The organism is Aeromonas sp. QDB14, from assembly GCF_027707845.1.
Classification (GTDB): domain Bacteria; phylum Pseudomonadota; class Gammaproteobacteria; order Enterobacterales; family Aeromonadaceae; genus Aeromonas; species Aeromonas caviae.
Genome location: NZ_JAPCJD010000028.1, coordinates 23,715 through 38,780 on the forward strand (window position 1 = coordinate 23,715; position 15,066 = coordinate 38,780).

11 protein-coding genes and 1 other RNA gene are annotated in these 15,066 nt (G+C 59.4%); 11 read left to right on the forward strand and 1 reads right to left on the reverse strand.

What is annotated here, in order from left to right; all coding sequences use genetic code 11:
* Nucleotides 1-5: 5 nt before the first annotated feature.
* The 8 genes from PG887_RS11145 to PG887_RS11180 all read left to right on the forward strand — a co-directional run bounded on the left by PG887_RS11145 (nucleotide 6) and on the right by PG887_RS11180 (nucleotide 7,863).
* Nucleotides 6-797 (forward strand): enoyl-CoA hydratase, encoded by a 792-nt coding sequence (locus PG887_RS11145; protein WP_041215244.1) that lies wholly within the window; start codon nucleotides 6-8, stop codon nucleotides 795-797.
* A 78-nt stretch (nucleotides 798-875) separates the two neighbouring features.
* Nucleotides 876-1,976, forward strand: coding sequence for an enoyl-CoA hydratase/isomerase family protein (locus PG887_RS11150; RefSeq protein WP_270821712.1), 1,101 nt, complete (start codon nucleotides 876-878; stop codon nucleotides 1,974-1,976).
* Nucleotides 1,977-2,003: 27 nt separating this feature from the next.
* Nucleotides 2,004-2,924: a 3-hydroxyisobutyrate dehydrogenase gene (gene mmsB / locus PG887_RS11155; protein WP_104452897.1), complete on the forward strand. Its 921-nt coding sequence runs from the start codon at nucleotides 2,004-2,006 to the stop codon at nucleotides 2,922-2,924.
* Nucleotides 2,925-2,995: 71 nt separating this feature from the next.
* A complete protein-coding gene (locus tag PG887_RS11160) occupies nucleotides 2,996-3,757 on the forward strand; it encodes an SDR family oxidoreductase (protein WP_010674599.1) in 762 nt (253 codons plus the stop codon).
* A 365-nt stretch (nucleotides 3,758-4,122) separates the two neighbouring features.
* Entirely contained in the window at nucleotides 4,123-5,559 is a 1,437-nt protein-coding gene (gene arcD, locus PG887_RS11165) for an arginine-ornithine antiporter (RefSeq protein ID WP_270821713.1), read from the forward strand.
* A 92-nt stretch (nucleotides 5,560-5,651) separates the two neighbouring features.
* Nucleotides 5,652-6,440 carry a sulfite exporter TauE/SafE family protein gene (locus PG887_RS11170; protein ID WP_045524789.1) on the forward strand — a complete coding sequence of 263 codons (789 nt, stop codon included), beginning with the start codon at nucleotides 5,652-5,654 and terminating at the stop codon, nucleotides 6,438-6,440.
* Between the two features lie 102 nt (nucleotides 6,441-6,542).
* Nucleotides 6,543-6,639, forward strand: an RNA gene (gene ffs / locus PG887_RS11175) — signal recognition particle sRNA small type.
* An 84-nt stretch (nucleotides 6,640-6,723) separates the two neighbouring features.
* Nucleotides 6,724-7,863 carry a site-specific integrase gene (locus tag PG887_RS11180; protein WP_024943937.1) on the forward strand — a complete coding sequence of 380 codons (1,140 nt, stop codon included), beginning with the start codon at nucleotides 6,724-6,726 and terminating at the stop codon, nucleotides 7,861-7,863.
* A gap of 196 nt (nucleotides 7,864-8,059) precedes the next feature.
* Here the strand turns inward: PG887_RS11180 and PG887_RS11185 are convergent, their stop codons facing one another.
* On the reverse strand, nucleotides 8,060-10,717 hold the full coding sequence (locus PG887_RS11185) for a phage/plasmid primase, P4 family (RefSeq protein WP_270821714.1): 2,658 nt from the start codon (nucleotides 10,715-10,717) through the stop codon (nucleotides 8,060-8,062).
* Nucleotides 10,718-11,310: 593 nt separating this feature from the next.
* Here PG887_RS11185 and PG887_RS11190 point away from each other — a divergent pair.
* Genes PG887_RS11190 through PG887_RS11200 form a run of 3 tightly spaced genes read left to right on the forward strand, consistent with a single transcriptional unit; the run spans nucleotide 11,311 to nucleotide 15,028 of the window.
* Nucleotides 11,311-13,281: a type I restriction-modification system subunit M gene (locus PG887_RS11190; protein WP_270821716.1), complete on the forward strand. Its 1,971-nt coding sequence runs from the start codon at nucleotides 11,311-11,313 to the stop codon at nucleotides 13,279-13,281.
* On the forward strand, nucleotides 13,278-14,642 hold the full coding sequence (locus tag PG887_RS11195) for a restriction endonuclease subunit S (RefSeq protein WP_080688720.1): 1,365 nt from the start codon (nucleotides 13,278-13,280) through the stop codon (nucleotides 14,640-14,642). Before PG887_RS11190 ends, PG887_RS11195 begins: the two co-directional genes overlap by 4 nt.
* A complete protein-coding gene (locus PG887_RS11200; RefSeq protein WP_080688719.1) occupies nucleotides 14,639-15,028 on the forward strand; it encodes a PD-(D/E)XK nuclease family protein in 390 nt (129 codons plus the stop codon). Before PG887_RS11195 ends, PG887_RS11200 begins: the two co-directional genes overlap by 4 nt.
* The last annotated feature ends 38 nt before the right edge of the window (nucleotides 15,029-15,066 follow it).

The window sequence follows — 15,066 nt, forward strand, 5'->3', positions numbered from 1 at the left end:
ACGCAATGACAAGGATCAGGCTCGAATATCACGGCCACGTGGCCTACATCACCCTCGATCACCCACCCGCCAACACCTGGACGCTCGCCAGCCTGAAAGCCTTCTTGCAGATGATGGTGGAGCTGGATGGTCGCCCCGACGTGGTGGCCCTGGTGATCCGCGGTGCCGGAGAGAAATTCTTCTGCGCCGGCGCCGATCTCAAGATGTTCGCCGACGGCAGCCTGGCGCATGCCCGCGAGGTGGCCGAGGCCTTTGGCCACGCCTTCGAGGCGCTGGCCCGCTTTCACGGGGTCAGCATCGCCGCCATCAACGGTTATGCCATGGGAGGGGGGCTTGAAGTCGCGCTGGCCTGCGACATCCGCATCGCCGAGCAGCAGGCCAAGCTGGGGTTGCCGGAGGCCTCGGTGGGGCTCTTGCCCTGCGCTGGAGGCACCCAGCGCCTGACCGAGCTGGTGGGGCCGGGCTGGGCCAAGCGGATGATCCTCTGCGGCGAGAAGGTGAGCGCCACCCTGGCCTACGAGATGGGGCTGGTGGAGGAGGTGGTGACAGAGGGGCACGCCTGGGAGGCGGCGCAGCAGATGGCCCAGCTGGTGGAGCGCCAGAGCCCGAGCGCCCTGCGCGCCTGCAAGCAGCTCATCAATCAGGGGCGAAGCACCCACAGGGACGCGGCGCTGCCGCTCGAGCGCAGCCTCTTTCTCGCCCTGTTTGACGATGCCAACCAGCGCGAAGGGGTGGCGGCCTTCCTCGAGAAGAGGGCCCCGCGGTGGCGTTATGACCAATCCAGGCCGAAAGAGTGAGGGAGTGAAGGATGAATGAGGTATTGATGGCGACCCGCCATGTCGCAGGGGCTGACACCCGGTCTGCGGGGGCCGACCATGAGTGAGCCTGTGCGTATCGAGACCCACCCCACGGCGGATGGCCGTCACATCGGCATGATGACTCTGGACAGCCCCGCCTCCCTCAATGCCCTGAGCCTTGAGATGATCCAGTTGTTGCAGGGGGCGTTGACCCGCTGGGAGCAGGATCCGGCCATCGTCTGCGTGTTGTTGCAAGGGGCCGGCGAGAAGGCGTTTTGCGCCGGTGGCGACATCCGCTCCTTCTACTACCGCAAGCAGGAGGCGAGCGAGTCGGCACTGTTTGGCTATGCTCGCGACTTCTTCCTGCAGGAGTACCGGCTCGATCATCACATCCATCGCTATAGCAAGCCCCTCATCTGCATGGCGGACGGCATCTGCATGGGGGGCGGCATCGGCCTCTTTGCCGGGGCCGCTTTTCGGGTGGTGACAGAGAAGAGTCTGTTCGCCATGCCGGAGGTGACCATAGGCCTCTATCCGGATGTGGGGGCCAGCTGGTTTTTGAGCCGGATGCCGGGGCGGCTCGGACTCTGGCTCGGCCTCACCGGTGCCCGCTTCAACGGGGCGGACGCCATCGGCCTGGGGCTCGCGGATCACGCCATGGGGAGCCGCGAGCGGGTGGAGCTGCCGGCGCGCCTCGCCGCCCTCGACTGGTCCGCAGGCGACCCCTGCGAGCAGATCGAGGTGCTGCTCACCGATTTGCAGGAGGTCCCTGGTCAGGCATTGCCCCCTCCCGTACTGCTGCCCCACCAGGCCCGCATCGATGCGCTGTTGGCTGGCCGCTCTCTGCAAGGGGTGCTGGCACTCCTCGAGGGCGCCGAGCTGGACGAACCGGCGCTGACTCAGGGGCGGGAGACCTGCCTTCGCGGCAGCCCCATCAGCCGCGCCATCCTCTGGCGCCAGTTCTGGCAGGCACGGCGCCAGTCCCTGGCCGAGGTGTTTGCCGACGAGCTGACCCTCTCGGTCAATTGCGTGCTCAGAGGGGACTTCGTGGAAGGGGTGCGGGCTCTGCTCATCGACAAGGACAAATCCCCTCGCTGGCAGGCCCCGCAGGCGGGCGAGGCCTGGCTGGATGCCTTCTATCGCTGGCCCGAGGGGGACAACCCCTTGCGCCTCCGCTGACGCGTGATCACACACAAGGAGCACACCATGACAAGGATTGGGTTTATCGGGCTTGGCAACATGGGGGGCCCCATGGCCGCCAACCTGGCCAGGGCGGGGCACAGGATGCAGGTGTTTGATCTGGTGCCCGAGAGCCTGAGCCGGGCCATCGAGGCTGGCTGCATTGCCGCCGGGAATGCCCGGGAAGCGGTGAGCGGCTGCGAGCTGGTCATCAGCATGCTGCCAGCGGGGGAGCACGTGCGCAGCCTCTGGCTGGGGGAGAGTGTCGGTGAGCGGGGTGGCCAGGATCTGCTGGCGGCCCTGTCGCCCGGCACCTTGGTCATCGACTGCTCCACCATAGACGTGGCCTCGGCCCGTCAGGTGGGGGCGGCGGCGAAGGCGAGCGGCATCCGTTTTCTCGATGCCCCCGTCTCGGGAGGGGTGGCCGGTGCGGCGGCGGGCACGCTCACTTTCATCGTCGGCGGCGAACAAGCGGATTATGAAGCGGCCAGACCCGTGCTCGCCTGCATGGGGCAGAACCTGTTTCACGCCGGGGCGCTTGGCGCCGGCCAGATCGCCAAGATGTGCAACAACATGCTGCTCGCCATCCACATGGCGGGCACCGCCGAGGCGCTGGCGCTCGGGGTCAAGGAGGGGCTGGATCCCGTCGTGCTCTCCACCATCATGGGCAAGAGTTCGGGCAACAACTGGAGCCTGGAGCGCTACAACCCCTGGCCCGGTGTGATGGAGAACGTGCCGGCGTCCCGTGGGTATGCAGGGGGCTTTATGACCCGGCTGATGGTCAAGGATTTGGGGCTCGCCATGGCGTTGGCGGAACATGCCCACAGCGCCGTGCCCATGGGGGCCCTGGCCCGCAACCTCTTCAACCTGCACGCGAGCCTGGGCCAGGAGAACAAGGATTTTTCCAGCATCCTCGAGCTCTATCGGGACAAGACAGCGCCGGGTTAAGGGCCGCTATCTACCTATTTACCCGATAGTCTTTGACTCGACAGTCACCGGCCATCTCACCAGGAGCATTTATGGATATCACACGGAAAGTCATCGCCATCACGGGGGCGGGTAGGGGGCTGGGCCGCGCCATCGCTCTGAGTCTGGCGGAGCAGGGGGCCGTGCTTGCGCTCATCGATGTCAACCGCACCGATCTGGAGGTGACCGAGGCAGAAGTGCGCAGCCGTGACGGCCGCTGCGCCCTGTTCGTCTGCAACGTGGCAAGCGAGCCAGAGGTCGAGGCGACCTTCGCCGCCATCAAGGATCAGTTCGGTGCGCTGCACGGCCTCGTCAACTGTGCCGGCATCCTGCGCGACGGCATGCTGATCAAGGTGAAGGAGGGGGCACTGACGGAGAAGATGAGCCTGGCCCAGTGGCAGAGCGTCATCGACGTCAATCTCACCGGCACCTTCCTGTGCGGGCGCGAGGGGGCGGCGCTGATGGCCACCGGCGGGGAGGGGGGCGTCATCATCAACATCTCCTCCATCGCCCGGGCCGGCAACATGGGCCAGAGCAACTATGCCGCCAGCAAGGCGGGGGTGGCCTCTCTGGTGGTCACCTGGGGGAAGGAGCTGGCCCGTCACGGCATCCGGGTGATGGGCATCGCCCCCGGCGTCTTTGCCACCGACATGACGGCGGCGATGAAGCCCGAAGCCATGGCCCGCATGCAACAGGCCATCCCGGTGGGCACCCTGGGGCAGGCGGCGCAGCTGGCCCAGACGGTGCAGTTCATCCTTGCCAACGACTATCTGTCCGGGCGGATGATCGAGCTGGACGGCGGCTTGAGGCTCTAGTCCCCCCTGCATATACCCTCTCTGACGCCCCTCCTGCAGGGGCGTTTTTGCAGGGGAAAGGCCCCAGTGCAAGGGTGCATAGCCATGCAGGTCCGGCTTTTGAAAAGCGGGGCGACATCATGAAAAGTCGTGAAATATCAACGGGTCTTTCTTAATTTGAACCAGCTCACAGGCACCCCGGGTCAGTGCTGTAAAATTGCGCGCGGTCAAGGCGGCTCATGATTGACGGCAAGAGGGATTGCGGCCGGAATAGTCATGCAATATAGTTGCCGCCTTTTTCACGGGGTACGGATTTCTAGCCCCTCCCATGTCGCGCGCTGTATGAATACGGATGCTCAGCCGCCGCCTAATAAAACAGGTTTGAGATGGACAAGAAACTGGGGCTGGGTGCCCTCATTTCGCTGGTGATCGGCTCCATGGTCGGTGCCGGGGTTTTCAGTCTGCCGCAAAACATCGCAGCGCACGCCAGTGCCGGGGCAGTCGCCCTGGGATGGGCCATCACGGGGATCGGCATGATCTGCCTCGCCCTGGTCTACCAGAATCTCTCCATGCGTCGACCGGATCTCGATGGCGGCATCTTCAGCTACGCCAAGGCGGGGTTCGGGGATTTCGTCGGCTTCAACGCCGCCTGGGGTTACTGGCTGTGCCAGCTGCTGGCCAACGTCTCCTACGCCATCGTGGTGTTCAGTGCGCTGAGCTACTTCTTCGACACGCCGGACAATGTCATCTTCGGTGACGGCAACACCCCGGTCGCCATCACGCTCGCTTCCCTGCTCATCTGGTCGGTGCATGCCCTGGTGCTGCGCGGCATCCAGGTGGCGGCGCTGGTGAACATCGTCACCACCATCGCCAAGATGGTGCCCCTCATCGTCTTCTGCGTGGCCATCCTGCTCGCTTTCAACATGGAGACCTTCACCCTGGATCTCTGGGGGCAGGGGAGTCCCGAGCTCGGCTCCGTGATGGATCAGGTGAAGTCCACCATGAAGGTGACCCTCTGGGTCTTCATCGGCATCGAGGGGGCCGTGGTGGTCTCCGCCCGTGCCCGCCATCGCAAGGACGTGGGCCGCGCCACCGTGCTGGCGCTGCTGGGGGCCCTGGCGCTCTACGTCATGGTGACCCTGTTCTCCCTGGGGGTCATGAACCAGCCGCAACTGGCGGCCCTCAAGAACCCCTCCACCGCCATGATCCTGGAAGCCGTGGTCGGCCCCTGGGGCGCCTGGCTCATCAACATCGGCCTGGTGATCTCGGTGATGGGGGCCCTGCTGAGCTGGACCGTGCTGGCGGCGGAAGTGCCCTACATCGCGGGCAAGACCGGGGTCTTCCCGGCCTGGTTCGCCAAGGAGAACAAGAACGGCTCCCCCAAGGTGTCGCTCTGGTGCTCCACCTGCCTGGTGCAGATCTTCCTCATCATCATCTACTTCCAGAACAGCACCTATCTGGCGTTGGTGAACATCGCCACCTCGGCGGCCCTGGTGCCCTATGTCTTCTCCGGTGCTTACGGCCTCAAGCTGGCGTTGAAAGGGGAGACCTACGCGGGCCAGCCCCATCAGTGCAAGCGCGACCTGCTGTTGGCCCTGGTGGCCACCGTCTATGGCTGCTGGCTGGTCTATGCCGCCGGGGTGGAGTACCTCTTGCTGGTGGCGCTGCTCTACAGCCCGGGGATCTTCATCTACTGGAAGGTGCGCCAGCACCACGGCCTGCGCAGCCTCAACCGGCTGGAGCAGGGGATGACGGCAGCCCTGCTCGGTTGCGCCGTGCTGGCGTTCTACAAGGTGATGGACGGTACCATTCCCCTGCATTAATCGGCACAATAAAGGGATGGCAAGATGCCATCTCTTTTTTTATGGGCAATGGCGGTCAAGTTGACCGCTGTTTCGTTATTGAAGGAATGTTTATGCTGTTTGTGGGCTATCTGGTGTTGGGGGCCTTCGCGGGCATGCTGGCCGGGCTGTTCGGTATCGGCGGCGGCCTCATCATCGTCCCCGTGCTGGTCCTGAGTTTTCACGCACAGGGCGTGGCGCCGGAGATCATCACCCATCTGGCCCTCGGCACCTCGCTGCCCACCATGATCTTCACCGGTTTCAGCTCCCTGCGTGCGCACCAGGAGGCAGGAGCGGTAGACTGGGGGATGATTCGGCGCCTGGGCGCCGGCATGCTGGTCGGTGCCTGGCTCGGCGGCATGACCGCCAACCTGCTGAGCGCCAGCACCCTCAACATCATCATCGGCTGCTTCGCCTGGACCATGGCCCTGCAGATGGGGCTCAATCTGAGGCCAAAAGCGGAGCGACACATGCCGGGCCCCCTTGGTACCGGGATCGCCGGCACCGTCATCGGCTGGATGTCGGCCTTGTTCGGCATCGGTGGCGGCTCGCTGACCGTGCCTTACCTCACCTGGAATTCGGTGCCCATGCGCAACGCCGTGGCCGCCTCCGCCGCCTGCAGCATGCCCATCGCCCTGGCAGGCAGCCTCAGCTACCTCTATGCCGGTTGGGGAGACGTCGATCTGCCCGAGTGGAGCGTCGGATTCATCTATCTGCCGGCCCTGCTTGGCATCGTGCTCACCAGCACCCAGTTTGCCCGTCTGGGCGCCAGACTGGCACACAGAATGTCACCCCGGCGGCTCAAGCAGGCCTTTGCCCTGCTCATGTTGCTGGTGGGTGCCAAATTCATGCTCTTTAGCTGAACCCTTGGCCAGATTGTTGAAAAATAAGGCGAACGGCTCGCGATGCGGTAGAAAGCCATTGCATTGAGGGGCCAGTTTGCCTATTCTCCTCGCCGGTGGTCCTATTGGTCCTCTCGCATTGATAACCCGTCGACCTGGTCAGGACCGGAAGGTAGCAGCCAAGGCGGGGGACTCGAGTGCCGGGATGTGGCTGGTAGGGCCACCACCTGTTTCTGCAATTCAATAAGTTAGCTTCCTAAAGCCCTTGGTCATCCACTTTGTGTGGACGACGAGGAGCTCATCGATGAATCTCTGGCTCAGTCCCCACGGCATCTGGTATTACCGGAAAGTCACCACGCTCCCCTGTGGTCGTCGTAAAGAGATCAAAAAATCCCTGCATACCCGAGACAAGCTGACGGCCCGTACAGCTGTTGCGAAGCTGCTTGCCTGTGTGCGTTCCAGACCGAAATCTGGCGTTGAGCCTGCAGAGGTATCAGAGACCCCACCAAATCAATCGAGCACCAAGCCGGTGGCTCGGGCGGTTAAACCGCTTGCTCCGCTCCTGTCAGTCCTGAGTGACCGTTATCTGAAAGAGAAGGCCCTCTCTTGGGCTCCGAAAGAGCTCAGCAACCAGAAGAACTACATCGGCTGCTTCATCAAGGCGCTGGGGGATAGACCGGCTGCTGACTATGCGAAAGCGGATGTGGTCAAGTTCAAGGGGGACCTGCTGAACTCCGGCAAAAGCCCAACGACGATCAACAAGTATCTCCAGAAGCTCTCCCTGCTGTTTAACTGGCTGGCTAACCATCAGGAGGGAATCATCAACCACTTCGCCGGATTGAAGCTGCAGCGAGCCAAGGAGGTGAACTCACGAAGTGGGTATACTGCGGAAGAGCGTCGCAAGTTTATCGGGTGGGCTAAGCAGCAGGAGCCCCACCGCAGGTGGATTGCTCTGCTGGGTCTGTTCACCGGAGCTCGTGCCAACGAAATCTGTCAGCTCTATGCCGATGATGTGCAACAGGTTGACGGTATATGGTGCCTGAATATTCGCAGTGGACGGCCAGACCAGAAACTCAAGACGGCCAACAGTGCTCGTCTCGTTCCTCTCCATCGACACCTCCTCCAGAACGGTTTCATCGAGTTTGTGAAGGGGAGGATAGGGGGACGCCTCTTCCCTGAACTGCCACATCGCCAGGATGGATACAGCCACCTGTGGGGGCAGTGGTTTAGCCGCCATCGCCCCGTCGACAAGGATTTCCACAGCCTGCGGCATACCGTGGGGACAGCCCTCAAAGATCACGGTGTGCCATTGCAGTATGCGGCGGCGATCTTGGGTCACACCAACGGGGCGATCAGCTATGACCGATACGGAGGGGATGTCTCGCTGGAGAAGCTCAAAGAGGTGATAGAAGCGGCCCTTTCATCCTTTGCTGATGCCGGATAAAGGGAAGGATGGGTCTGCCGAGATGCTGAAATTTTGGCATTTTTAAGAACTTTTTCTACGATGTTTCATACAGAAAAAGTTCTATAAATAGCTGAAATTTCGGCAGATTGACTGCTTGGTTTGGTCCATTTTCCTTTGTTGGCGGGCAAAAAGGGAAAGTCAAAAACGGCAGAGGGGCCCGCAGGCCCCCCATTCGTCATACTGTGTAGTTCGCTCCTGTCTCCGGCTGCTCTCGGTGGGTTGAGACCGTCATGTCCGCCATCTCGCTATCGAGCAGGGTCAACCCGATGACGGTTGCCTTGCTGTTGTAGCGGGGGACAGCAAAGCCCTTCTCCATCAGCTTCTTCTTGAGGGCCAACTGCTTCATGGCCCATTCACCGTTCTGCTGTGCCCAGCGGCTGTAGACTGCGTAGACCTCGCTCATGGGCACTTTGGCCCCTGCTCTGGTCTGTGTGCACTCTTCCAGGAAGCAGCCTACCATATCCGACTCGGCACGGTAGGTCTCGACATCCTGCTTGAGGCGAGCAGGAATCGATGCCTTGAGTCTCTGCTCTTGCCACATCTGGCAGCCCTGGATGGCCCAGTTCAGAATGCCGGGCATCTCGGCCCGCAGCTTCTCCATCAGCATGGGGTCCAGCTGTGCCTTCGTAAAGGAGGCATTGAAGGGCAGCATCAACATCCGACGCCACATGCCATTGCTGGTATCGCGGATCTCGGGCTTGTGGTTGCCCACCATCACCAGAGAGAAGGATGGGCGGAACTCCATCTCCTTCTTGGCGTAGGGAGCACGAGCGACAATCACGTCATCCCCCGTCATGGCCTTCACCAAGTTCTCATCCATACGGGCCCCCTCAGGCAGCTCGTTGGCGACCACCAGACGTGCATCCACCAGCTTGGTCAGTGATGGATTCGGACCGGTATTGCCGTTGCGGTTGAACAGCAAGACGTTACTGTTGATCTGCCGACTGAACTCTCCCAGCAACTGCTGAATGACCGACATGAAGGTACTCTTGCCGTTGCAGCCGCCCCCGTGGAGGAAGAACAGGAGCTGTTCGTCGGTGCGGCCGGTGATCCAGTAGCCCACACAACGTTGCAGGAAGGCAGCGTACTCGGCATTACCACAGCAGATCTCGTCGATGAACTGCTCCCATCGCGGGCAGACAGCAGCTGGGTCGTAGACCACCGGGCTATGGTGGGTCATCATGAATGCCCGTCTCGGTGCCAACAGGCGACCCGACTTCAGGTCGATGACACCGTTCGCCGTGCCCAACAGCATCGGATTGGCGTTCAGCTCGTGCAGTCTTGCCGTCATCATCGGCTTGGCCAGTTCCAACATGTTCTGAATGCCAGCCCGGTTAAGGCTGCTAGAACCGTGTCTGAGCACTGCATAAGCCCAAGACAGCTCCTCTTTCTTGCACGCCTGCTTGATCAACATCTGCCCGATTTCCTGGATCTCTTTGCCCACGGTTTGAGCAAGGATCATGGGCGTCAAGTCATTCTGGGTCCAGTGCGTACCATCGAAGTGGATGAAGCCACCTAACTCAGGGACGAACTTCAGGTTATGCCCGTGCATCTGCACGAACCGTTCGGCGTTGGCCGAATCGTTGAGCTCGTTTTCAAAGATGGCTGTACGTGGCAGGACCTTGACGACTTCCAGATGCTGATCATCGTCCTGAACGGCTTCGGCTTCGGCTTCGGCTTCGGCTTCGGCTTCGGCTTCGACCTCAGCCACAGGCTCAACCAGGGTGAATGCCGCCACCAGCTCGGTTAGAGGCAAGGGGTTGTCGCCATGCAGGTATTCGTCGATATCCTTCACGCAATCTGGCAGCTTGACTTGGGTCAGCTTGAGGCCCAGCCGAGCCATCTTTGAGCGGTACTTGTCGCCCGCGTCATCAGTGTCGAAGAAGGTTACGACGTCACGGTCAGCTAGCTCACGCTTCAACCACTCCAGCTGGGTCTGTGACAGCGTGCCAATGCTAGCCAGCACAGGGCCCGGCCAACCGGCATCCACCAGCGACAGGCGGTCATTCTCCCCCTCTACCAAGGCGACAGGGCCGGGGGCATTCAGGCTCTCTTCTCCGTAGAACTGCACCCCGTTAAGCCAGTGCTGGCTCGGCAACTGGAACTGATACTGCTTGTTTGGGTCCTTGAAGGTGAAGCGGCTGACTTGTCCGTTGCGGTCGAAGTGCGGGAACACATAGACGCCACTCGGGAAGAAGTCGCGAAGCTGGTCAGGTGCATCCTTGCGAGGCTTGACCAGACCGGAGGCCAGCCGTTCCTCTTGGCTGAACCCTGCATCCTTCAGTGCCTTGTTCAGGCCACCGGAGAAGCCGATATCCAACCCCACCAACACCTCCTCAGAGTGGCCACGCCGCTCCATCAGTTCGTCTACATCCAGACGGGACTGATAGTGACTAGCTGCGAGATTGAAGAGTTCTTGCAGGCGAGCAGGTGGGGCCGTGTAGATCGGCTGCTCCAGCTTCACCACTTTGCGAACGGTTGGGGTGACTGACAGCTCGCCCAGCAGAAGCAAGCGGGCTGCATCAACAGAGCTACGGGCTTTGTCGCACTTGACGACTAGATCGAACACGTCGCCTCTTTCCTCGCAACTGAAGCAGTGGAAGCTATCGTCGTCAGGGTAGAGGGTGAAGCAATCATTATGGCCGCACAGTGGGCAACTGGCATCATCCAGTCGGTAGGTGTTGGAGCCGACTTTTTTGACGTCTTGCCCGGTCAGGGCTGAGGCGACATCCATAATGGGGAACTGCTCTTTGATGGCAGCAAAGTCGATAGTCAGGGAGTGGCCAGCATCGGCCAGGGCAAATTCAAGGTCAAATTGAGTGGATTGAGACATGGTGTCTCTCCTCTTAGAGGACCGCTGCTGTGGAACTAAAATTAGGTTGAGTGTGTTCCAAGCGGCGGTAATCAGATCGGGTAACAGCGCCCCCCGTGGGCCTATGGCGTGAGCCAAGGTGCGATGTGCGGGGGCGTCTGCCCGCCGACAACCCCGACTATACGGATCGGCAGAAGCAATACAACCCCTCTTTTTTCCTCCCCAAGGTCCCATTTCGAGTTTTCGTTGTGAACAACGCAAAAACGGCTATTCATGAAATATTCTAATGATTGACAACAGGTGATGTAGTGACATTCCTTGCTAAGTTGATAGCTGGCCTCCGCCCCCGCCAAATAGGTGGGATATGAGGTCTGCCGATCTGCTGAAATTTTGGCAGATTTAAGAACTTTTTCTACGAAGTCTCACACAGAAAAAGTTCTATAAAATGCTGAAATTTCCGCAGATTGAGCACCCTAATTGGCCCCTTTGCCCTTGTTGGCGGGCCAAACGGGAAAATCAAAAACGGCAGATTTTCACAGCCAGCACCGAGGCCACGACTGGAGGCCAGATGCTGTGATAGGATCACGCTGTTTCGAGCGTCCCACGGGGTTTCCATGACAACCAATATCTCATCCCTTGCCAACCTTATCTGGTCGGTGGCTGACCTCCTGCGAGGTGATTTCAAACAGTCCCAGTATGGCCGCATCATCCTGCCATTCACCGTGTTACGTCGTCTTGAGTGCGTACTGGCCCCGACCCGTGACAAGGTGCTGGCCACCGCCGAGAGCACCAAGGCCATGCCCGAGCTGGCCCGCCATAAGCTGCTGCTCAATGCCGCCGGACAGAGCTTCTACAACACCGCCAAGCTCACCCTCGACAATCTCGGCGAGAAGCAGATTGGCGATAACCTGGATGCCTATGTGCGGGGCTTTTCCCGTGAGGCATTCGAGGTGTTCGAGCACTTCAACTTTGCCGCCAGCATCGATCTGCTGGAAGATGCCGACCTGCTTTACAAGGTGGTCCGTAACTTCGCCAACGTCGATCTCTCCCCCGAAACCGTCGACAACTACCACATGGGTCTGGTGTTCGAGGAGCTGATCCGCAAGTTTGCCGAGAGCTCCAACGAGACTGCCGGTGAGCACTTCACCCCCCGCGACATCGTCCGCCTGACCACCTCCCTGGTGTTTGCGGCTGATGACGAGGCTCTGACCACTGCGGGCGTGGTGCGAACCATCTATGATCCCACCGCTGGCACCGGCGGCTTCCTCTCCTGCGGCATGGAGTATCTGCACGAGCTGAACCCCGCTGCCCGTCTGGCCACCTTCGGGCAGGAGCTCAACCCCGAGTCATTCGCCATCTGCAAGGCCGATATGCTGATCAAGGGGCAGGACATCAGCAACATCAAGCTCGGTAACACTCTGTCCGATGACCAGTTGCCGTTGGAGAAGTTCGACTACTGCCTATCCAACCCACCGTTCGGGGTGGACTGGAAGAAGGTCGAGAAGCAGGTGCGGGATGAACACCTGCAAAAGGGCCACAGTGGTCGTTTCGGGGCGGGGCTGCCTCGGGTCTCCGACGGTTCGCTGCTGTTCCTCCAGCACCTCATCGCCAAGATGAAGCCGGAAGGTGCCCGTATTGGCATCATCCTCAACGGCTCGCCACTTTTTACCGGCGGGGCCGGCAGTGGTGAGAGCGAGATCCGCCGCTATATCCTGGAGCATGATCTACTCGATACCCTGGTGGCCCTGCCCACCGACATGTTCTACAACACCGGCATCGCTACCTATATCTGGCTGCTGTCGAACCACAAACCGGCCGAGCGTAAGGGCAAGGTGCTGCTGATCAACGCCAGCGAACTGCACAGCCCCATGCGCAAATCCTTGGGCTCCAAGCGTAAGCAGTTGAGTGACGAAGCGATTGAGGAAGTAGTGCGTCTCGCCAGCCGCTACGAAGCAGGCCCCATCGCCAAGATCTTCCCCACTACCGCCTTTGGCTACCGTCGCATTACCGTGGAGCGGCCGCTCAAGCTCGCCTTTATGCCCCATGACGCGGAACGACTGGCGAGCCTGCAAGCCGACAAGGGCTGGGCCAAGCTCGATGCCGAGCTGCAGCAGGCCATCCTCAAGGCACTGCCAACGCTGCCGGAGCGGCTGCTCTGCCGCGAGCAGTTCAAAAAACAGCTCACCAAGGCGCTCATTGTGGTGAATAGCACTGTGAAGCTGCCAGCCCCGGCCCTCAAGCTGCTGGTCAGTACCTTCGGCGAGCAGTGCGATGAGGCTCAAGTCTGCAAGACCAAGGGCGAGGTGGAAGCCAGTAGCGATCTGCGGGACTACGAGAACGTGCCACTGGGGGAGGACATTCACGACTACCTCAAGCGGGAGGTGCTGCCCCATGTGCCGGACGCCTGGATTGATCTCGGCAAGACCGATCCGCTCGATGGCCAAGTCGGCATCGTCGGCTATGAAATCCCCTTTAACCGCCACTTCTACCAGTACCAGCCGCCCCGTTCGCTGGAAGCCATCGATGCCGATCTGGATGAGGTGGCCAGGGAGATCATGCAATTGCTGGCGGAGGTGCATTCATGAGCGAGGTAGTGGCAACTCAGCAACAAGGGCTGACAGGCAAGTACCACTCCTATCCTGAGTACAAGGATTCAGGGATCGCTTGGTTAGGGAATGCGCCCAGTCATTGGGCTGTTTTTCACGGTAAGAGACTTCTTACCCAATGCAGAGAGACGGCTAGACCAGAATCTACGCAACTAGCTGCGAGTCAGGCATACGGTGTTATTCCACAGTCTTTATTGATGGAGATGACCGGAAATAAAGTGATGCTTGCCTTGAAGGGAACGGACAACTTTAAGCATGTTTCTGAGAATGATTTTGTTATAAGCCTGCGTAGCTTCGAGGGTGGTATAGAACATAGTTCTTACTCTGGTTGTGTGAGCCCTGCATACACTGTTCTTCAAGCAGTGAAACCTATTTATCCTTGGTTTTATCGGTATCTTTTCAAGAGTTCACCCTATATTGCAGCACTACAGGCATCTACTGACAGCTTGAGAGATGGTAAATCAATCACTTTCGAGCAATTTGGCGCTATATCATTACCGCTTCCTTCACACGAAGAACAACGTACCATCGCTGCATTCCTCGACTACGAAACAGCCCGGATTGATCGGTTGATTGCCCAGCAGCAAAGGCTGATCGAGTTGCTCAAAGAGAAGCGGCAGGCGGTGATCTCCCACGCCATCACCAAGGGCCTCAACCCCAATGCCCCCATGAAAGACTCCGGCGTCGAGTGGCTCGGCCAAGTGCCGGAGCATTGGGGAGTATCTGCACTCGGTTACTACTCGATGCTAAATACTGGAGCTACCCCAGATCGGTCAAAAAATCAATACTGGGGAGGGACAATACCTTGGATAAAAACAGGGGAAGTTCGTTACGATACTATTTATGAAACAGAAGAGACTATAACTCAGGCTGCTTTATCTGAAACATCTGTCAGATTGTCAAAGCCAGGGACATTACTGATGGCAATGTATGGTCAGGGAATAACCAGAGGAAGAGTTGCTATCCTTGGTGTTTCTGCAACCTACAACCAAGCATGCGTAGCCATCACTCCCAACTCAAAACTTACAAACGATTTTCTCAAGTTTTTTTTCATGGCAGGATATGATGCTCTCCGTGATGGTGGCAACGAAACAAGCCAAATGAACTTAAACGCAGATATAGTTTCCAAGTTCAAGGTTTTGGTGCCCTCATATGAGGAGCAAATTGACATCGTTTCTTTCTTAAGAATAAAGCTTGCTCATTATGAGCAGTTGATTAATAAATCTGAACATGCCATTGCATTGATGCAAGAACGCCGTACCGCCCTGATTTCTGCAGCCGTCACCGGCAAGATCGATCTGCGAGGCTGGGAGCCACCAGCAGAAGAGGCGGCTGCATGAGTTCAATGCCGCCAACCGAGGCGACTGATGCGATTGCTCCAGCCAGCAATGACGAGCAGTACCGCTCGCTGACGGAGCTGATTTTCGATAGCAAGGAGCTCGATAAGCTGGGGGGGATGGTCTCCGAGTTCAACCTGTTTGAAGCGATGGGGATGGTGCGTCAGGAGATCCGCCACTCCCATTTTCTCGGCACCCTCTTTAATCCCCGTGAGCCCCATGGTTTGGGCTCTCGCTTCTTTGAGTCACTGCTTTCAAGGTTGCTCTATGACTTGCCGGATCGGCGTAGTGGCGAAGTATCTCTGCTCGATATCGATCTCTGTGATTACGACGACCTGCAGGTGTTTCGCGAGCAAGATCGTATCGATCTGCTGCTGGTGAGCCCGTAGGTTCGATTAGCGAAGCGTAATCGGACGATCGCGTTATC

Coding starts and splice junctions, on each gene's coding strand:
- PG887_RS11145 (WP_041215244.1), top strand. CDS start 6: ATGACAAGGATCAGGCTCGAATATCACGGCCACGTGGCCTACATCACC.
- PG887_RS11190 (WP_270821716.1), top strand. CDS start 11,311: ATGACAACCAATATCTCATCCCTTGCCAACCTTATCTGGTCGGTGGCT.
- PG887_RS11185 (WP_270821714.1), bottom strand. CDS start 10,717: ATGTCTCAATCCACTCAATTTGACCTTGAATTTGCCCTGGCCGATGCT.
- PG887_RS11195 (WP_080688720.1), top strand. CDS start 13,278: ATGAGCGAGGTAGTGGCAACTCAGCAACAAGGGCTGACAGGCAAGTAC.
- arcD (WP_270821713.1), top strand. CDS start 4,123: ATGGACAAGAAACTGGGGCTGGGTGCCCTCATTTCGCTGGTGATCGGC.
- PG887_RS11180 (WP_024943937.1), top strand. CDS start 6,724: ATGAATCTCTGGCTCAGTCCCCACGGCATCTGGTATTACCGGAAAGTC.
- PG887_RS11160 (WP_010674599.1), top strand. CDS start 2,996: ATGGATATCACACGGAAAGTCATCGCCATCACGGGGGCGGGTAGGGGG.
- PG887_RS11170 (WP_045524789.1), top strand. CDS start 5,652: ATGCTGTTTGTGGGCTATCTGGTGTTGGGGGCCTTCGCGGGCATGCTG.
- PG887_RS11150 (WP_270821712.1), top strand. CDS start 876: ATGAGTGAGCCTGTGCGTATCGAGACCCACCCCACGGCGGATGGCCGT.
- PG887_RS11200 (WP_080688719.1), top strand. CDS start 14,639: ATGAGTTCAATGCCGCCAACCGAGGCGACTGATGCGATTGCTCCAGCC.
- mmsB (WP_104452897.1), top strand. CDS start 2,004: ATGACAAGGATTGGGTTTATCGGGCTTGGCAACATGGGGGGCCCCATG.